The sequence below is a fragment of the Roseibium aestuarii genome (assembly GCF_008477545.1).
Classification (GTDB): domain Bacteria; phylum Pseudomonadota; class Alphaproteobacteria; order Rhizobiales; family Stappiaceae; genus Roseibium; species Roseibium aestuarii.
The window spans coordinates 1,740,533-1,758,775 of the sequence record NZ_VORA01000001.1; the positions used below are offsets into that span (position 1 = coordinate 1,740,533).

General features: G+C 65.5%; 14 protein-coding genes. 3 read left to right on the forward strand and 11 right to left on the reverse strand.

The genetic code is table 11. The features are described from left to right. Nucleotides 1-2 precede the first annotated feature (2 nt). A complete protein-coding gene (locus FR728_RS07400; RefSeq protein WP_149891931.1) occupies nt 3-1,109 on the reverse strand; it encodes an ABC transporter ATP-binding protein in 1,107 nt (368 codons plus the stop codon). A 173-nt stretch (nt 1,110-1,282) separates the two neighbouring features. After that, complete coding sequence (locus tag FR728_RS07405) at nt 1,283-2,422, reverse strand: substrate-binding domain-containing protein (RefSeq protein ID WP_149891932.1); 1,140 nt, start codon at nt 2,420-2,422, stop codon at nt 1,283-1,285. Nucleotides 2,423-2,691: 269 nt separating this feature from the next. On the opposite strand from FR728_RS07405, the gene FR728_RS07410 reads away from it, so the two are divergent. Continuing rightward, a complete protein-coding gene (locus tag FR728_RS07410; protein WP_149891933.1) occupies nt 2,692-4,185 on the forward strand; it encodes an aminotransferase-like domain-containing protein in 1,494 nt (497 codons plus the stop codon). A 292-nt stretch (nt 4,186-4,477) separates the two neighbouring features. On the opposite strand, the gene FR728_RS07415 is transcribed toward FR728_RS07410, so the two are convergent. Continuing rightward, complete coding sequence (locus FR728_RS07415; RefSeq protein ID WP_149891934.1) at nt 4,478-4,831, reverse strand: RidA family protein; 354 nt, start codon at nt 4,829-4,831, stop codon at nt 4,478-4,480. A 258-nt stretch (nt 4,832-5,089) separates the two neighbouring features. Between FR728_RS07415 and FR728_RS07420 the strand changes: the two genes are divergently transcribed. Continuing rightward, a complete protein-coding gene (locus FR728_RS07420; protein WP_149891935.1) occupies nt 5,090-5,980 on the forward strand; it encodes a LysR family transcriptional regulator in 891 nt (296 codons plus the stop codon). A gap of 93 nt (nt 5,981-6,073) precedes the next feature. Here FR728_RS07420 and FR728_RS07425 read toward each other — a convergent pair whose 3' ends face one another. The 7 genes from FR728_RS07425 to FR728_RS07455 form a co-directional block, all read right to left on the reverse strand. Further along, nucleotides 6,074-7,204, reverse strand: a complete 1,131-nt coding sequence (locus tag FR728_RS07425) for a M20/M25/M40 family metallo-hydrolase (RefSeq protein WP_149891936.1) — start codon at nt 7,202-7,204, stop codon at nt 6,074-6,076. Between the two features lie 38 nt (nt 7,205-7,242). After that, nucleotides 7,243-8,403, reverse strand: coding sequence for a M20 aminoacylase family protein (locus FR728_RS07430; protein WP_149891937.1), 1,161 nt, complete (start codon nt 8,401-8,403; stop codon nt 7,243-7,245). Nucleotides 8,404-8,483: 80 nt separating this feature from the next. Beyond that, nucleotides 8,484-10,163: an ABC transporter ATP-binding protein gene (locus tag FR728_RS07435; protein WP_149891938.1), complete on the reverse strand. Its 1,680-nt coding sequence runs from the start codon at nt 10,161-10,163 to the stop codon at nt 8,484-8,486. Between the two features lie 4 nt (nt 10,164-10,167). After that, the gene (locus FR728_RS07440; protein WP_244304485.1) at nt 10,168-10,986 is read right to left on the reverse strand and encodes an ABC transporter permease; all 819 of its coding nucleotides are present in this window, start codon (nt 10,984-10,986) and stop codon (nt 10,168-10,170) included. A gap of 68 nt (nt 10,987-11,054) precedes the next feature. Then, nucleotides 11,055-11,996: an ABC transporter permease gene (locus tag FR728_RS07445; RefSeq protein WP_149891940.1), complete on the reverse strand. Its 942-nt coding sequence runs from the start codon at nt 11,994-11,996 to the stop codon at nt 11,055-11,057. Nucleotides 11,997-12,199: 203 nt separating this feature from the next. Beyond that, nucleotides 12,200-13,831, reverse strand: coding sequence for an ABC transporter substrate-binding protein (locus tag FR728_RS07450; protein WP_149891941.1), 1,632 nt, complete (start codon nt 13,829-13,831; stop codon nt 12,200-12,202). Between the two features lie 108 nt (nt 13,832-13,939). After that, nucleotides 13,940-15,490 (reverse strand): M81 family metallopeptidase, encoded by a 1,551-nt coding sequence (locus FR728_RS07455; protein ID WP_149891942.1) that lies wholly within the window; start codon nt 15,488-15,490, stop codon nt 13,940-13,942. Nucleotides 15,491-15,791: 301 nt separating this feature from the next. Between FR728_RS07455 and FR728_RS07460 the strand changes: the two genes are divergently transcribed. Further along, on the forward strand, nt 15,792-16,658 hold the full coding sequence (locus tag FR728_RS07460; protein ID WP_149891943.1) for an IclR family transcriptional regulator: 867 nt from the start codon (nt 15,792-15,794) through the stop codon (nt 16,656-16,658). A 20-nt stretch (nt 16,659-16,678) separates the two neighbouring features. Here FR728_RS07460 and FR728_RS07465 read toward each other — a convergent pair whose 3' ends face one another. Next, nucleotides 16,679-18,115: an amidase gene (locus FR728_RS07465; protein ID WP_244304417.1), complete on the reverse strand. Its 1,437-nt coding sequence runs from the start codon at nt 18,113-18,115 to the stop codon at nt 16,679-16,681. Nucleotides 18,116-18,243: the final 128 nt, after the last annotated feature.

The following is an 18,243-nucleotide window of genomic DNA, read 5'->3' on the forward strand; positions in this document are numbered from 1 at the left end:
GGTCAGGCTCCTGCCAGGGAACCGTGCGGCAGCACGATTGCCTGATCCGCCGCAAAGCCCACCTGCACCGCCTGACCCGCCAGATGATCGCTCACCCCGCCCAGATTGGTGCGGCTGAGACGCAGGTCCTGGCCCTGGGCATTGAGGAAGAGGTGACGGGCATTGCCCTCGAACTCTTCCTTCACCGCCTGAACCGTGAGCTGATTGTCCATCGACTGGATGGCACCGGGCGCGCCAACCAGGCCGAGCTGTTCCGGGCGCACGAAGACGAAGCATTCGTCGCCGGCCTTGTAGTGACGCCCGCCGGCGGCCGTGCCCTTCAGCACCCCGAGCGGCGTTTGCACGGAAACGATCCCGTCGCTCTGGCTGGTCACCTTGCCGGAAATGGCATTGGTCTCGCCGACAAAGGAGGCCACGAAGGCGGTCTTCGGCTTGTTGTAGATGGTCTCCGGATCGCCGATCTGCTCGATGACACCCGCATTCATCACCGCAATCCGGTCGGACATGGTCAGGGCCTCGCCCTGGTCATGGGTGATGTAGATGAAGGTCAGGCCGACGCGCTGCTGGATGGCCCGCAATTCGGTGCGCATGTGGTGGCGCAGCTTGAGATCCAGCGCCGACAGGGGTTCGTCGAGCAGCAGGATGTCGGGCTCGACCGCGAGCGCGCGGGCAATGGCGACGCGCTGGCGCTGACCGCCTGAGAGCTCGTGCACCTTCTTGTCGCCCACGCCCGGCAGGGCGATCATGTCGAGAAGCTCGTCCGCCTTCTTGCGGCGCTCCTTGCGGCCGACACCGCGCACTTCCAGCGGAAAGGCGATGTTCTCGGCAACCGACATGAGCGGAAACAGCGCGAGGTTCTGGAAGATCAGGGCGGTGGGACGCTTGTTGGGCCCGACGCCACGCATGTCCTTGCCGCCGATCGACACCGTGCCTTCGGAGGGTTCGGTAAAGCCGGACACGCAGCGCAGCAAGGTGGTCTTGCCGCAGCCGGACGGTCCGAGGAAGGAAAAGAACTCACCACCCTTGATGGTGAGATGGGCGTTGTCCACGGCTGTGAACGCGCCGAAACGGATCGATACATGATCCAGCTTGATGTCTTTGGTGGTCATCGGAAGCCCTGCCCCGCCCCTGGGAAATGCACGTGAGAATGCACGGATCCGTTGCCGCGCAAGGCTGCGCGGGCCGGAAGCCGTTCTGTCTTGAAGAAGATCTGGCCACGCTCCCGTCCGGGGCCGGGCGACGAGGGCCCAGTCCCGGAGGAAGCGTCAGGTCATGGCGCCGATCAGGCGGACATGAACTTGTTGGCGTATTCGGTGCGCTTCTCGGAGTACCAGGGCGCTTCCGCCGGCCAGGCGTTCAGGTTGGCCAGGGCATCGCCCGGATAGGCGTCGGCGAAGTTCTTGGCATAGACTTCACCGCCAAAGGCATCGGCGCCGATCACCGGAGAGTTGTAGCCATGGGTCTGGATGGCTTCACCGGCCAGCTTGGCATCATAGGCTGCCTCGATGAAGGCATAGACCTGATCGATGTTCTTGGCGCCGGTCGGCAGAGCCATGCCGTCGACCCAGGCCATCGCGCCTTCCTTCGGCGCACGGTACATGACCGGCTCGCCAGCGGACTTGAGGGCGATCGGGGGACCGTCCCAGGTCTGGCCGACGATGACGCCTTCGTTCAGCAGGCCGTTCTTCTGGGTATCGGCATCGTTCCAGATGAGCTTGATGTTCGGCTTCTTGGAAATGGCGATCTCGACCAGCTTGGACCAGACTGCGTCCATCTTCTCCGGGGTCTCGTAGGCCGCCCACATGGAGCCCGGATCCATCTCGCCGCGGGCTTCCAGACCAAGGCCCAGACCGAGCAGCATGGAGTGGCCGCGACCCATGGTCTTGCCGGCGTTGGCGTCATCCCACACGTCGTAGTAGCTCGGGAACTCACCGGCCGGGGTGAAGGCGTCGGTGCGCCAGGCAATGCCCTCGGTGCCCCAGATGTGCGGCAGCCAATGGCAGCCCTTGTTGGCGAAGTTCCAGTGGGTCTCACCGAGCGCCATGGCCGGGTTGACCTTGTCCAGCGGCACGCGGGACATGTCGAACGGCTGCAGCAGGCCGAGATCGGCCCAGAGCAGGTTGCGGTTCACGGTCGGAGAAACGATGTCAAAGCCTTCGCCGTTGGTGGCCTTCAGCTTGTTGATGATCTCGTCGTTCGACCCGATGCCCGTGAAATTGATCTTGATGCCGGTCTTTTCGGTGAAGCCGTTGACGAAGCTTTCCGGAAGATAATCGGACCACATCATGATGTTGATCTCGCCCGAGGAGGCAAGAACGCTGGAGCTCACAACAGCAGGCATGGCCAGGCCAGCCCCGGCGACGGCCGAAGTCTGGAGAAACTGGCGACGGCTGGGACGCAGCTCACGAAAAGTCTTGGACATGGAAAATATTCCCCTCTTGAATCCTGCCGGCGGAAGAACCGACAGGAGTGCAAAACTGCCGCGCGCGGACTCCATTTGAGTGTCTTTATTATCCGTCGCTGCGGCGCACCAAAAAGACTATTGCGCCGCCTAAGTCCGCCTTAGAGCCAGACGTTGAAATCTATGGTGCCAGAGGTGGCAATTTCGGTTATGAGCTGGGATCATAGAATTGTGATCACACCGTGCGGCCCTCGCGGCACGCTCCGATTTCTCCAGACTTTGCCAGTCCGATGCTCGATGCCTATTTCTCCGCCCCCTTCGATCAGGATCGCCGCCTGCAGCACCAGATCCAGGAAAGACTGATCGAGGCGATTCTGGCCGGAGCCTGGCCAACCCACGAGCCATTGCCCGCCACTCGGGTGATGTCGCGGATGATCGGCGTGTCGCGCAACACCATTTCGCTCGTCTATGAGCGGCTCGCGGAAGACGGCTATCTGGTCCCCCTGCCCCGGCGTGGCTTCTTCGTCAATGACAAGGCCGTGCGCGATCAGCTCAGCCTGCGCATGGCGCCCCATCGCGGCACCGGACTGCCCGAGGCGCGGCCCTTCGATCTCGCCTCCCGGCTGCGGCTGAGCTATGTGGCGCAGGAAAATATTCACAAGCCCGCCGACTGGCGGCGCTACCCCTATCCCTTCATCTATGGCCAGATCGAGCCGGACAAGACCTCGGTCACCCGCTGGCGCGATTGCGTGCGGCTGGCCGGAACGGCCCAGCATGCGCCCAAGTGGATCTCGGATCTCGTCGACAGCGATGACCCCATGCTGGTGGACCAGATCATTCGCAAGATCCTGCCCCAGCGCGGCTTCCGCGCCGATCCGAACAACATCCTGATCACGGTGGGGGCCCAGAACGCCATCTACCTGACCGCCAGCCTGTTCTGCGGGCCGGGGACCGCGGTGGCGGTCGAGGATCCGGGCTATGTGGACACGCGCAACCTGTTCCTTTCGATGGGGGCAACCCTCCTGCCCCAGCCGGTGGACAGCAACGGCATGCGTGTGACGGCGGATCTCGCCCGGGCGGAACTGGTCTACATCACCCCGAGCCACCAGTCGCCCACCAACGTCACCATGTCCCTTGACCGGCGCCTCTCCCTGATGCAGGCGGCAGAGCAGCATGACCTGATCATCATCGAGGACGAATACGAGCACGAGCTGAATTTCGTCGGCGCCCAGAAGCCTTCGGTGAAGAGCCTCGACCGCAGCGAGCGGGTGCTCCATGTGGGCAGCCTGTCCAAGCCGCTTTTCCCGGGCCTGCGCCTGGGTTTCATCGCCGCGCGCGCCGACGTGATCGCGGAGCTGCGGGCCCTTCGCCGGCTCATGTATCGTCATCCGCCGGCTCAGGATCAGCGGGCCATGGCCCTGTTTCTGGCAGAAGGCCACTATGACAGCCACATCCGCCGGTTGCGCAAGACGCTCGCCGCCAAGTGGCGGGCGATCTTCCGGGCGGCAGAGACCTATCTGCCCATGTGCCGGGTGACCCAGACCACGGGCGGGACCGGCATCTGGGTCCAGATCCCCTCGGAGATCGATCTGGCGGAGTTGCAACGCATCGCCCAGAAGGAAGGCGTCCTGATCGAACGCGGCGACGTGCGCTTCCTCCATCCCACCAACGATCGCAACTGCATCCGCCTCGGCTTTGGCGCCGTGCCCGAAGACCGGATCGCCCCCGGCCTGAAGCAACTGGGCGCCATCATTCGCCGCCTCGACCCGAAGGCGCGGGGATAGTCCCTGCGCCCTCTCCGTCGTCAGCCTCGGGCCTGACACGAGCATCCATGCCGTTACGCTTCGGCATCCGAAAACGGCGGAGGGATATACGGCGGCAGAAGTCGTCGCCCGCCACTCATGGCCGCCTGCCGCCCGCCATGGTCGAGCCATGGCATGAGGGAGAACAGGCGCCCAGACCATTGACCCGGCCAGGCAGCTCAAGCTCGCGGTCGCAACGAACGGCGCAAAAGCAAAAAAGGCGCCGGGGGTGCCGGCGCCTTCTCGTCTAAGGCTCGTCGAAACGGCGGACCGCTCAGGCCTTCTGGGCCGCGACGACGATGATCTCGACCTTGTAGTCAGGCGCGGCGAGCCTGGATTCACCCGTGGCACGTGCCGGCGGGTTGTCCTTGTCGACCCAGCTGTCCCAGACCGAGTTCATCTCGGCGAAGTCGCTGATGTCGGCCAGCCAGATGGTGGCCTGCAGGATGCGCGACTTGTCGGAGCCGGCGCGAGCCAGCAGATCGTCGATGCTCTTGAGCACGGTGGCGGTCTGCTCGGCCACGCTCTGGCCCGGTTCGCCGACCTGACCGGCGAGATAGACCAGACCGTTGTAGGTGACGGCCTCGCTCATGCGCGGGCCCTTGTCGAGACGCACGATGTCGCTCATGGACTGTCCTTTCAGGGAAGAAGACGATCCGGAACCGGATCGCAAGACGAAGACTGCTGCGGGTGGCTGAAGACCGAAAGCCGGATCAGCCACGCCTGCCGCAACTGATACCCGCGCCCGCGCCCGATTGCCAGCGGGAGATTGCGGGAGGCCGCACGCTGTCGTATCAGAAGCCTGTCCGCGCTCTCACAGCGGACGCCACCCGACAGGCGCCACACGGCCCCCGCCACTGCACGCAAGCCCCCGAATGAGGCCCCCATGAGCCCCCGAGGCCGCGAGAAGCTCAGCATCAGCCAGCTCCAGGCTCTGGAGGCGGTGGCCCGCACCGGCAGTTTCACGCAGGCCGCCCGTCAGCTCGGCATCGCCCAGCCCTCCGTCTCCAACCACGTTCAGGCCCTGGAGACCCGCTACAAGACCCGGCTCTTCACCAAGACCGGCTACACGGCCGAGCCGACGCCGGCCCTGCAGCGGCTGCTGCCCCGCATCCGTGCCCTGCTGGCGCTTGCAGCCGATCTGGAGGCGGATCTGAGCCGGCGCGGGGCGCTGGGGGCCGGCGAGCTGCGCATCGGCTACTCGACCTATCAGCTCGCCATTCCCCTGATCTCCCGTTTCATGACCCGCTATCCGGAGCTGCGGATCGAGGCCAGGGCGGCCGCCAGTCAGGACCTCATGGACCTGCTCGAGGAGGGAGACCTGGATCTGGCCTTTGTCACCGCGCGCGAGGCCCCGACCGGCTATCACGCGGTGCCCCTGGCCCACACCCGGATCGTCGTGGTGGTGCCCGCATCCCACGAGATGGCGGCCCGGCAGACACTCACCTGGGCCGAACTGGCGGCCCTGCCGCTCATCCAGCGCGAAACGAGCTCGGGCACGCGACGGATCTTCGAGGCGGCCGCCCGCCTGCAGCGCATCACCCCGAAGACCATCCTGGCGCTCGGCTCATGGGGCTCGATCGCGACGCTGATCCTGGCCGGAAACGGCTTCGGCATCGCCATGGCAGCGGAGATCGAGGCCGACCCGCGCTTCCGCGGACTGCTGATCGAGGATCCGAATCTGGCCTTGTCCCATTTTGCCGTCTGCGCGCCGGACATGACCCGGGTTGCCGCCATCAGCGCCTTCCTTTCCAGTCTTGAGGGCGCGCCGCTCTAGCGGGAAGACACGAAAAATGGGCGCCGCGGTAAACCGCAACGCCCCCCTGTGTCTCGTGTCCAGGTCCTTGGCCCTGATGCAGACCTCAGGCACTCAGGTCAGGCGCAGGAAGAGCCCTGCGGCAAGCTTGGCCCGCTCGGCCAGACTGTCGATCTCGATATGCTCGTTGAGCGTATGAAGACCGGCCCCGCGCACCCCGATGGAATCGATGGTCGGAATGCCGAGCGCTCCGGTGAAATTGCCATCCGACCCGCCGCCCGCGCTGCCATGGGGCAGATCGAAGCCGATTTCGCCGGCGATCGTCCGGGTGATCTCATAGAGCGCCATGGTGCCCGCATCCGGCTCCCACACCGGCCGCGTCACACCGCGGGTGACCTCGAAGACCACGTCGCCGCTGTCGTCACTGAGCGCCAGCATCGCCTCGACGCCCTTGTCCAGATCCGCCTGCCGCTTGGCCATGGACAGCGCCTCGCCCACGCATTCCGACGACACGCAGTTCACCCACTGGCCCGCATGGATCACCCCGACCGAGAAGGTGCAATCCTCGGTGGTCATGGCTTCCACTTCCAGGAGCTTCTTCGCCATCAGCGCGATGGCCGAGCGGCCATCCTTGAGCGCCCAGCCCGCATGGCTTGGGCGCCCGACCGAGCGCAGGTTGAAGCGGGCAATCGCATAGCGCCCGGTGACGCAGCCACCGTCCGGCTTGGCGGGTTCGGGCACCAGCACATACTTGTTGCGCCGGGCTTCCATCTCGATCAGGTCTCGGGTCGAGGGCGTGCCCACTTCCTCGTCCGGAGTGAAGAGCACGGTGACGGGCAGCGGCGTTTCCCAGCCCGCCTTCACGATCTGGCGCAGGGCCTCCAGACAGACGTAGTTGCCGCCCTTCATGTCCTGAATGCCTGGCCCATAGGCCTTGTTGCCCTCCACCCGGAAGGGCAGCGTCGCCAGCGTGCCTACCGGATGGACCGTGTCGAGATGGCCCGACAGCAGGATGCCCGGCTTGCCCCTGTCCTTGTGGGGCAGCCGCGCCCGTAGCGATCCGCCAAAGCCCATGCGGCCGGGAATGCGCTCGATCTCCGCGCCAAGCGCGGCCAGCTCATAGGCCGCCAGATCCATCATGCGATTGACCGCCGAAGGGTCATAGGTGGGGCTCTCGCAAAGCACCCAGGGCTTCAGCCCGGCCAGAATGGCCGCGCTGTCGAAAGGCAGGTCCTGAAAGTTCATGGTCATGGATCCCGAATGGGTGAGATGGGGGCAGGCCGTCACGCTGCCAGGCGGCGTTCGGCGATACGGGCGTAGATGCTGGCCCCGACGGGCAAAATGGCGTCATCCAGCACGAAGGCCGGATTGTGCACCGGGATCCCGCCGCTGTGGCCGATGTTGCAATAGGCGCCGGGCACCGCATTCAGCATGTCGGCGAAGTCCTCCGACCCGGTGACCAGCTCCTTATCGGCGGTGGTCAGCTCTGCTCCTACGATCTCGGCCGCCGCCTCCAGATACTCCCGCGACAGCTCCGGGTCATTGCGCAGAACGGAGAAGATCGGCCGCAGATCCGGCTTCACCGAAACTCGGTAACTGGTTTCAAACCCGGCGCAAAGATCCTGGATTCGTTCATGAATCATGTCGCGCACCGCATCATCGAAGAAGCGGATGGTTCCCGAGATCACGGCCCGGTCCGGCACCACGTTATAGGCCGAGCCCGAATGCATCATCGTCACCGACACCACCGCCGAATGGACCGGATCGACATTGCGGCTGACGATGCTCTGCAGCGCCTGGACGAGGGACGAGCCGATAACGATCGGATCCTTGGAGAGATGGGGGGCTGCCCCGTGGCTGCCCCGGCCGACGATCTCAATGTCGAAGAACGTGGCCCCCGCCATGGCGACGCCGGAGCGCACTTCCACCAGATTGGGTCGCGCCAGCGGGTTGTTGTGCATCCCGTAGACCTCATCGCAGGGGAAGCGCTCGAAGAGCCCGTCGGCCAGCATGGCCCGCGCCCCGCCAAGCCCCTCTTCGGCCGGCTGGAAGATGAACACCACCCGTCCGGCAAAGTCACGGGTTTCCGCCAGATAGCGCGCAGCCCCCAGCAGCATGGTCGTGTGACCATCGTGGCCGCAGCCGTGGAAGCGGCCGGGATTCTGAGAGCGGTAAGGCAGATTGGTCTGCTCTTCCATGGGCAGGGCATCCATGTCCGCCCGCAGGCCGATGGAGCGCCCTTCACCGAGCTTGCCCTGAAGCACGCCGACGACACCGGTCTTGCCGACACCGCGATGAACCTCGATGCCCCAGCTTTCCAGAAGCTCGGCAACGATCCCGGAGGTGCGGGTCTCCTCGAAGCCGATTTCCGGATGGGCGTGGATGTCTTGCCGCAGGGCCGTCAGCTCATGGGCAAACTGCGCGATACGTTCCAGGACTGGCATGATGAATATTCCTCGAAGGGGGCATTTGCGCCGCCGGAAGCCGGCGGCGCGACAAGGGGGGATTGAGGGGACGCGAGACGCTACTGGGCGGCAAGCGCGCCCAGTTCACGGAAATTGGCAAAGTCCCAGGCGCGGCCGGGCGCGGCCTCGATCAGCGAGCGGGTGTAGGGATGCTGCGGATCCGCCAGAACCGCACCCGCCTTGCCATGCTCGACCACCCGCCCCTTCTGCATGACGATCACCTCGTCACAGATCTGGGCCGCGACGCGCAGGTCGTGGGTGATGAAGAGAATGGCAATGCCGAGCTTCTGCTGCAGCTCGTCGAGCAGGTCCAGCACCTGAGCCTGCACCGACACATCCAGCGCGGAGACGGCCTCGTCGGCCACAAGCACGTCCGGCTCCATGGCAATGGCCCGCGCAATGGCGATGCGCTGGCGCTGACCACCGGAGAACTGGTGCGGATAGCGGTCCACCGCATCCTCGGGCAGGCCGACCAGTGCCATCAGCTCCCGCGCCCTCGCCATGGCAGAAGCCTTGTCCTGGCCCAGGTTCAGCGGCCCTTCCACGAGCGAGCGCCCGACAGTCCAGCGCGGATTGAGCGAGCGGAATGGATCCTGGAAGACGATCTGAATGTGCTTGCGATGCGGCCGCAGATCCGCCCGCGACAGGCGCGCGATCTCCGTGCCCGCCACGCGGACCGATCCCTCGGTCGGATCGATCAGGCGCATGATGCAGCGGGCGACGGTGGACTTGCCCGACCCGCTCTCGCCGACGATCCCGAGCGTCCGTCCGGCGGGAATGTCGAAGCTGACATCCCGCGCGGCAAGCGTCGTGGAGCGGTTCACGAACCACCCCGACGAGCCATAGGTCTTGTTCAGGTCCTCGACCGAAAGCGCCGGCCCGCCCTTGGGCGGTTTCGAGACCCGCTCGGGGCGCGGGGTCAGGCTCGGCACGGCCCGCAGCAGGCTCTTGGTGTAATCCTCCTGCGGGTTCCTCAAGAGGGTTTCCACGGGCGCGCGCTCCACCAGCTCGCCATGCTTCATCACCTGCACGGTGTCGGCGATCTCGGCCACGACACCCATGTCATGGGTGATGAAGAGAACCGCCGTGCCGTGCTTTTCTTGAAGCTCGGCAATGAGCGAGAGGATCTGCCGCTGGGTGGTGACATCCAGCGCCGTGGTCGGCTCGTCGGCAATCAGCAGCTTCGGTTCCAGGATCAGCGCCATGGCGATCATGATGCGCTGGCGCTGCCCGCCGGAAAGCTGATGCGGGAAGGACCGGTAGATCCGCTCCACATCCGGCAGATGGACCTGCTCCATGATGTCGAGCACCCGCGCCTTCTTCTCCTTCTTGGAGAGACGCATGTGTGTGTCGAGCACCTCCTCGATCTGGGCCCCAACCCGCATCACCGGATTCAGCGCCGTCATCGGCTCCTGGAACACCATGGAGAGGTTGCGGGCCCGCATGTCGCGCATCTGACCGGCGCTCAGCGACAGGAGGTTGGTCTCCCCGAGCATGATCCGCCCGTTGCTCACCTCCAGCGCCCCCTTGGGCAGCAGCCCCATGGTCGCCAGCGACGTGACCGACTTGCCGGAGCCGCTTTCCCCCACCAGGCAGACGGTTTCCCCTGCCCGGATCTGGAAGGAAATGCGGTCGAGCACCGGCCGCACCGTGTCGTTGACACCGGAGAGGCGCACGGTCAGGTCCTCGATGGAGAGTACCACCGGTGCGTCGTCGAAACTCTTGGTCTTGAACAGCATGGACTTATCCCTCCCGCTTGCGCAGGCGCGGGTCGAGCAGATCGCGCGCCGTGTCGCCCAGAAGGTTGATGGACAGGATGCAGAGGGAGAGCATCAGGCCGGGCCAGAAGATGAGCGACGGCTTGATCTGGAAGTAGACCCGCCCCTCGGCCATGATGTTGCCCCAGGTCGGGATCTCGGTGCTGACGCCCGCGCCCAGGAAGGACAGGATCGCCTCGGTGAGGATGGCGGAGGCGCAGATATAGGTGCCCTGCACGGTGAGCGGGGCGAGCGTGTTCGGCATCAGATGCTGCCAGAGGATCTTCGGCATGGAGGATCCCAGCGAAATCGCCGCCTCCACATAAGGCTCCTCGCGAACGGAGAGCACCACCGAGCGCACGAGCCGCACCACGCGCGGGATCTCCGGCAGGGTGATGGCGGCAATCACCGACCACAGGCTCGGCCCGTTGAGCGCCACCAGCGCGATGGCCAGCAGGATCGAGGGGATGGCCATCAGCGCATCCATGAAGCGCATGATGATGGCGTCCGCCAGGCGGAAGAAGCCGGAGACCAGACCGATCGCAAGGCCCAGCGCCACGGATACGACTGCAGCGCCCACCCCGATGAAGAGCGACACGCGCGCGCCCATCACCACGCGGGAGAAGAGATCGCGCCCGAAGGCGTCCGTGCCCAGCGGGAACATTTCGCTCGGGCCCTTCAGCCGCTGGGTGGCGTTGATGGTGAGCGGGTCATGGGGAATGTAGAGCGGCGCAAAGATCGCGGCGATCACGATGAGCACAAGCACGAGAGCGGCAATCATCGGGCCGCCGCCCAGCCGCCGCATCTGCCCGGGAAGGGACAGGAGGCCCAGAACCGGCTGAAGCCGGGAAGCAGGGGTCATGGCATCAGACATCAGTACCGGATCCTCGGGTCGATAAGGCTGTAGGCGACGTCGATCATCAGGTTGATGAAGACATAGATGGCGCTGGTGAGCAGGATCATGGCCTGGATGACGGGATAGTCCCGCGCCAGGATCGCATCCACCGTGAGCCGGCCGATGCCGGGAATGTTGAAGACGCTTTCTGTGACCACCACGCCCGAGATCAGCAGGGCAAAGCCGGTGCCGATGATCGTCAGGATGGGCACGGCCGCATTGCGCAGGGCATGGCGGAAGAGAACGAGCGTCTCGCCCACGCCCTTGGCCCGGGCGGTGCGGATGAAGTCCTCGCCGAGCACCTCGAGCATGCTGGCACGGGTCATGCGGGCGATCAGAGCCACATAGATGGTCGCCAGCGTCAGGCAGGGCAGGATCGCCCGCGACAGGAACTTGCCGAAGTCATCCCCAGGGGCCGTATAGCCCTGCACGGGCAGCCAGCGCAGCTGGATGGAGAAGACCTGGATGAAGATGTAGCCAATGACGAAGACCGGCACGGAAAAGCCGAGAACGGAGAAGGTCATCACCGCGTAGTCGGCCCAGGTGCGATGTTTCCAGGCCGCGATCACCCCCATGGGCACGGCAATCAGCACCGACAGGCAGATGGTGAGAAGCGCGATGTTGATGGTCGGCCAGATCCGCTGACCGATCAGCTCGGTGACGGGAATGTTGGAGATCAGGGAGATGCCCAGATCGCCACGCACCAGATGGCCGATCCAGGTGGCAAACTGTACCAGGATGGGTTCGCTCAAGCCCAGGGACGCGCGGATCTTCTCGAGCTGCGCGGGCGTGGCCGCGTCTCCGGCAATGATGGCTGCCGGATCGCCGGGTGTGAGCCGCAGCAGGAGGAAGACGAAGATCGCCACGAAGACGATGACCGGCACCACGGCGAGTAGTCGTTTCAGGATATAGCCAAGCATCGGCCGGCTGGCCCCTCTCGTTCGAGTGTCGTTGATGTTCTGGATGGAAACCGGGACAAAGGGCTGCGTCTTCGCCCCGGCTTCCTGTCGTGTCTCCGCCTAAAGGGGAGAAGACGGAGACAGTGTCCGAAGGTCCGCGCTCTTTCACACGGACCGGAGACGGGCGATCCCCCGGGCAGTTCCCGGGCGACCGCCCTGCCCCATCAGTCTTCCTTCTTCAGGTTCCAGAACACCGGCACCGGTGAGCCGATCATGTCGACGAGCTTGGTGGTGCGGGCCTGGGGCGACAGATACTGGCCGAGCGGGATGTAGTTGACCACGTCCAGCGCATGAGCCTGGATCTGCTTGGCAACGGTGGCCTGATCGTCAGCGGTCTCCGCGGCGATGAAGTCCTTGCGCAGGGCTTCCAGCTTCTCGTCCGTCGGCCAGCCGAACCAGGCATCGTTGCCACGGCCGTTCAGCATCGGGTTGATGAGCGGAGTGTTGATTTCCGGCACGCCCCAGTTGGTGAAGAACAGGTTCCAGCCGCCTTCCGCGGGCTTCGCCTGGCTGGCGCGGCGACCGACGAGGGTCTGCCAGTCCATGGCCTGCATGTCGACGTTGAAGCCGGCTTCGCGCAGGGCCTGAGCCGCGACGATCGGCTGAGCGGAGATGGTCGGCACGTCGGTCGGCTGCATCAGCACCACCGGCGTTCCGTCATAGCCGCTTTCGGCCAGGGCCTTCTTGGCCCCTTCCAGATCACCACCATTGATCAGGGTCTCGGCGCCGGCCTCGTCTTCCAGCGGCGTGCCGCAGCCGAAGACCGCACCGCAGACTTTGTAATAGTCCGGGTTGCCGATCAGGGTGCCGAGCACGTCTTCCTGGCTGAGCGCCATGAGCGCAGCCTTGCGCACCTTCACGTTGTCAAACGGAGGATAGAGGAAGTTCATGCGGCCGATGGTCTGGTAGCCGAGCGGATCGCGGACTTCCGCCACCACGTCGTCGCTGCCTTCCAGGATCGGCAGAAGATCCACCGGCACCTGCTCCATGTAGTCGACTTCACCGGAGAGCAGCGCGTTGATGGTGGTCTGGCTGTCGGGCATGGTGACCCACTTGACCTTGTCCACGTTCACGACCTTGCCGCCGGCCATCCAGCTCGCCGGTTCGGAACGCGGCACATAGTCCTCGTTCTTCACATAGGTCACGCTCACGCCCGGCTGATATTCCGCCTCGACGAACTTGAACGGGCCGGAGCCGATGAAGGAGGTGATGGACTCGGTTGCAGGCGTCGCGGCAACCGCTGCCGGCATGATGAAGGGCGGCAGCGCCGACATCTTGGCGATCGTGTCGATCAGCGGCGCGTAGGGTTCCTTGAGCGTCCAGACGAAGACCTTGTCGTCCTTGGGCTCCAGGCTCTCCGTCACGTCGAAGATGAGCTGGCCGCCGCTGTCCTTTACGCCCCAGCGCTTGAGGGATGCGACCGCATCGGCGGAGGTGACCGGAGCGCCGTCATGGAACTTCAAACCGTCGCGCAGGGTGAAGGTGTAGGTCTTCTTGTCCTCGGAAATCTCCCAGCTGGCCATCTGCGGCTGCGGCTTGAAGGTTTCGTCGACCGCCACCAGCACGTCATAGATCATGTAGGCATGGTTGCGCACGATATGGGCGGTGGTAATGACCGGGTCGATGACCCTTAGGCCCGAGTGCATCACCGCCGTGACGACCTTTTCCTCGGCAAAGGAAGGGGTCGCGAGACCGGTGCCGCTCAGAAGCGCACCCGCGATCAGACCCGCCTGGAGCGTACGGCCCCCGCGCAGCCATGCTGCCTTCTCCCGAAGGCTGTCCTTGAAACTCAGCATCTTCAACACATCCCATCTGGTTAGGTGATTGCTTGCTTATGGTTTCCCGGCCTGTTTCCGGCCGGTTCAAGGCGGACGGGATCTCGTCGGACCCCGTTCCGCAAGAGGTCAGGAGGCGGCGTCTGCCACCTCCAGTCTGGCAGGCACGAAGGCCGGCCCGCAAGGAGAGAGCCGCACGCCTTTCGCCAGCCGCCGGAACGGCAGATCCTGCGCCAGCAGGGCCATGGGCCCGGGCGCCCGCGCCACCAGAATGGTCTGCGCGATCGGCGTGAAATCGGCCCGGAAATGCACGGAGCTCTTGTTCACCAGGATCTTCTGCGCCGTCGGCTCGATGCCGACATAGCGGTACATCTCCTGATCGGCCATCTGCACCTTGCGGCTCGCCAGCACTACCCGGACGCCACCGATCCGCAGACAGGCGGAGGGGCCCAGATCCATGTGGGTTGCCCCGAAGAATGGCCCCTTGGCCATGAACTGTCCATCCGAGAGCCGCTCGACCCGATAGGTTGCGGTCAATGGCTCGTCGCCCGCCACGCCCGACTTGCCGCCCAGCGTCAGGGTGACATCGGCGCCCTCGCCCGCCGCATGGGCAAGCTGCGCGGCCTCCGGGTCGACCATCAGGCCGAGCGCCGCATCCTGCGCATCGGCTGCAATCAGCGCGGCCAGCATGCCGGCGGTGTTGGAATCCCCACCCGCACCGGGGTTGTCCTGGGTGTCGGCAATCACCACCGGGCGCGTGGCATTTGCGGCAAGGGACATGGCAAGCGCAACGCACTCGTCCGGGTCATGCGCCAGGCCCTGGAACTCCGCCTCCCGGGAGACGATCTGCGACAGCAGCGCATCGGCGGCCGCAGCCGCCGCGGATTGGTCTCCGGCATAGGCCAGGACGCAGCCGCGGCAATCCTCGAAGTCGGCCGCCGGGAAACCCATGAGGAAGGAGGTCGAGGTGACCCCATCCACCCCGGTCTCCGCCTGCGCCACACGGACATAGAGATCGCGCGCCGGCTCCAGCTCGGTCGACTGCCAGGGAATGGGGATCAGGAACGGCAGCTGCCGGAAGGCCTTGGCGAAGGGCGCCAGCCCAGCCCCGCGCCGGTCCATCAGACGCTCCAGCTGCTCAGCCGTGCGATGCCCGCTCTCGGCCATGTCCACGTGGGGATAGGTGCGATAGGCGACCAGCACATCGGCCATCTCCACCATGCGGGCGGTGACATTGCCATGCAGGTCGAGGGTTGCCGCAACCGGCACGTCCGGACCGACGGCTGCGCGCACCCGCGCCAGGATCTCGCCCTCGCCATCGTCGAGATGTTCGCAGACCATGGCGCCGTGGAGGTCCAGATAGACCCCGTCCAGCGGGCCGGCGGCCTCAAGCCGCGCAATCAGCTCACCGAGAATGGTCTCGAACGTCTCCCGTTCGACCGGAGCAGAGGGAATGGCCACCGTCCACAGCAGCGGCACCAGCTCCCACCCGGCAGCCTGACCGAAGTCGACGGCACCGGCCGCGCCGATGTTCACACCCGGACAGCGTTCGAGAATTTCCGCTCCCCGGCTCAGCGGCAGGTGGCCGCCGCCTTCCAGAAAGCGTTCGAAGGTCGCAGGCGTCGGCGCGAAGGAGTTTGATTCATGAAGGAACCCGGCAATCGCCACCCGTCTGGACATTCTCTTCTCCTGTCTTTGCCGAGGGGCACTGCCCGCTCCGCCTCACGTCTCACTCTCGTGTCGTCTGGTCCGCGCACCGGAGAGCGGACCGAATGACTATTCCGGGTCTCCCTCGCTGCAAAACTCCGGATCCCTGACCGGATGAACCGGGATCCGAAGCACGGCCTGCGAGCGGTGGCGGGAAATTTCCCCTCAGGTATCGCATTGCAATACTCTAGTATCAGTTTTATGCTAACGGACATTAACCTCCATGGTCAATCGCCCGCCAGATGCAATTGCAGGCACGAGGAGCCCAAAAAGAATGCGCGCCCGCACCCCCCATCGCCCTGCCCGTCCGGCCCAGCCATCCACGACCTCCGTCGCCCTCGGCACCGCCGGAACCGGACAGGTGGAAACCACCCGGGCCGACCCGCGCCAGGACCCGCTCTTCGTCCAGTCCATCGACCGCGCCCTGCAGGTTCTCTCGGCGTTTCATGAAACCTCGCGGCCGCTCACCCTTCAGGACATCAGCCGCATCACCGGGCTCGGCCGCTCCGCCGTCCAGCGCATGATCTTCACGCTCCGGGCGCTGGGCTACATCGACCGGGATCCGGATGATCGCGGCTATGTGCCCGGACTGCGCATCCTCGACCACACGCTCGACTTCCAGCGGCTGAACCCGGTGGTGGTCAAGGCCAACCCGATCCTGCTGGAGCTGCGCCGCATGACCCGCGAGCGCGTGGACCTGAGCCTGCGCGACGACCTGCGGCTGGTCTATGCCACCCGCCTCCAGAGCAAGCGGGAGATCCTCACCTCCACGCTCATCGGCAACAGCGTGCCGCTCTTCTGCACCTCCGGTGGCTGGGCGATCATGGCCCATCTGGATCAGGCGGAAGTGGAGGACATCCTTCACCGCTCCGACCGGATCCGCCACACGCCCCACACGCTCACCGACCTGCGTGACCTCAGACGCGCCGTGGCCGAAACCCGCGAACGCGGCTATGCGGTCGCTCGCGAGCAGATCCTCACCGGCGAGATCGCGCTGGGCGTCGCGATCCTCAATGCCCAGGGCGATCCGGTGGCGGCGATCCATTTGGCCGGATCGCTTGCCGAATGGTCCCGGGAGGACTTCGAGAAGCAGTTCGCCCCGCTCATGATTCAGGCCGCGCGCACCATAGGCCGGGCCTGAGATGCGCACGGCCCTGGACATCAGAGCTCCGGCCAGTTGGTGATCGGACCGCGTGCCTGCTCATAGGCGAGCGCCGCCGACAGCACGTCCAGATCGCCGAAGCGCGGCGCCACGATCTGCAACCCGATCGGCATGCCGCTTTCCGAGAAGCCGCAGTTGATCGAGCAGGCCGGCTGGTCGCCCATGTTGAAGGGCATGGTGAAGGCGATATGTTCGAAGGGCTTGGCCGGATCATTGGTGGGCGACGGCCATTCGGCCGGGAAGCTCACGATCGGATTGACCGGCGACAGCAGCAGGTCCACCTGCGTAAAGATCCGTGCGGTTGCCTGCCGGATCGCCAGCATCTGATCGAACCCTGCCGCAACCCGCGCACCGCTGAGCGACGAGGCCGCAGACGCCCAGTCCAGGATATAGGGCAGCACCTTCGCCCTGCGCTCCTCGGAGAAGGTTTCCATCTGGGCCCAGAACCGGGCGCGCCAGAAATCGTCGAGACCGTCCAGCATGGTGCGGGTCAGGACCCCGTCCAGCGGCACGATCTCCGCGCCCTGTGCCTCGAACCAGCGCACGGCCCCGGCCACGGCTTCGGCCACGTCCCGGTCCACGCCGAGACCGCAGCCAGCCTCCGCCATGTAGCCGATCCGCTTGCCCCTCAGATCCATCGGCGCCACGTCCCAGCTCTCGGTCATGGGCGGAAGCGACGTCGCATCGCGCCAGTCCGGACGGCTGAGGGATTTCATCAGGAGGATGCCGTCTTCGACGGTGCGCGTCATGGGACCGATGCAGCGCCCCGGATAATAGGGGAAGGCAGGCACCCGGCCCTGGGAGGCCTTGAAGCCGAAGAGGCCCGTCCAGCCCGCCGGCAGGCGCACGGAGCCGCCAATGTCGGTGCCCACATGCAGCGGCCCATAACCGGCGGCCCCCGCCGATCCGGACCCGGCGCTGGAGCCACCCGGGTTGGCCAACAGATCCCAGGGGTTGCGGCTCAGATGATGGAAGGTCGAAAGCCCGGAGCTGAGCATGCCGAAATCCGGGCACGTGGTCTTGGCGAAAAAGATGGCCCCGTCCTCGCGCAGCCGGGCCGCGGCAGGCGCATCGTCACTCGCCGGCGTCATGTCGCTGGCAGCCGTGCCATTGGGCACCGGATCCCCCTTGGTGGCAATCAGCTCCTTGAGCGTGACCGGCATCCCGTCGAGCGGACCGCAAGGGGTGCCCGCATGCCAGCGCGCCTCGGACGCGCGGGCTTGTTCCAATGCGGCTTCCGGCCGGAAATCCCAGAGCGCACAGACCTTTGGCTCACGTGCCTCGACACGGGCGATCAGCGCCTCCATGTAGTCGACCGGCGAGATGTCGCCGGCAGCAAACTGCGCCAGCACCGCGCCTGCGGACTGATCGAGAACCGTTTCCTCGAGCGCCCTGGCCGAAGGGCTGCGCTCCATCACATCGCCAGAAAGGGTCATGCCTGTCCTGTTCCTCGTCACCGGCGGTCCTGCGCCGCCTCCTGTCTGAGAGCAGGCTGCACGAGGCGGGAGCGGACACACAATGCCTTTCTTGAGGACGCAGCGTTGCCGAAACCGTTGCACGCGTG

What these genes read in the sequence shown, in the direction of transcription:
- FR728_RS07400 (WP_149891931.1), bottom strand. Translation starts at nt 1,109, where the DNA reads ATGACCACCAAAGACATCAAGCTGGATCATGTATCGATCCGTTTCGGC.
- FR728_RS07405 (WP_149891932.1), bottom strand. Translation starts at nt 2,422, where the DNA reads ATGTCCAAGACTTTTCGTGAGCTGCGTCCCAGCCGTCGCCAGTTTCTC.
- FR728_RS07410 (WP_149891933.1), top strand. Translation starts at nt 2,692, where the DNA reads ATGCTCGATGCCTATTTCTCCGCCCCCTTCGATCAGGATCGCCGCCTG.
- FR728_RS07415 (WP_149891934.1), bottom strand. Translation starts at nt 4,831, where the DNA reads ATGAGCGACATCGTGCGTCTCGACAAGGGCCCGCGCATGAGCGAGGCC.
- FR728_RS07420 (WP_149891935.1), top strand. Translation starts at nt 5,090, where the DNA reads ATGAGCCCCCGAGGCCGCGAGAAGCTCAGCATCAGCCAGCTCCAGGCT.
- FR728_RS07425 (WP_149891936.1), bottom strand. Translation starts at nt 7,204, where the DNA reads ATGAACTTTCAGGACCTGCCTTTCGACAGCGCGGCCATTCTGGCCGGG.
- FR728_RS07430 (WP_149891937.1), bottom strand. Translation starts at nt 8,403, where the DNA reads ATGCCAGTCCTGGAACGTATCGCGCAGTTTGCCCATGAGCTGACGGCC.
- FR728_RS07435 (WP_149891938.1), bottom strand. Translation starts at nt 10,163, where the DNA reads ATGCTGTTCAAGACCAAGAGTTTCGACGACGCACCGGTGGTACTCTCC.
- FR728_RS07440 (WP_244304485.1), bottom strand. Translation starts at nt 10,986, where the DNA reads ATGCGGCGGCTGGGCGGCGGCCCGATGATTGCCGCTCTCGTGCTTGTG.
- FR728_RS07445 (WP_149891940.1), bottom strand. Translation starts at nt 11,996, where the DNA reads ATGCTTGGCTATATCCTGAAACGACTACTCGCCGTGGTGCCGGTCATC.
- FR728_RS07450 (WP_149891941.1), bottom strand. Translation starts at nt 13,831, where the DNA reads ATGCTGAGTTTCAAGGACAGCCTTCGGGAGAAGGCAGCATGGCTGCGC.
- FR728_RS07455 (WP_149891942.1), bottom strand. Translation starts at nt 15,490, where the DNA reads ATGTCCAGACGGGTGGCGATTGCCGGGTTCCTTCATGAATCAAACTCC.
- FR728_RS07460 (WP_149891943.1), top strand. Translation starts at nt 15,792, where the DNA reads ATGCGCGCCCGCACCCCCCATCGCCCTGCCCGTCCGGCCCAGCCATCC.
- FR728_RS07465 (WP_244304417.1), bottom strand. Translation starts at nt 18,115, where the DNA reads ATGACCCTTTCTGGCGATGTGATGGAGCGCAGCCCTTCGGCCAGGGCG.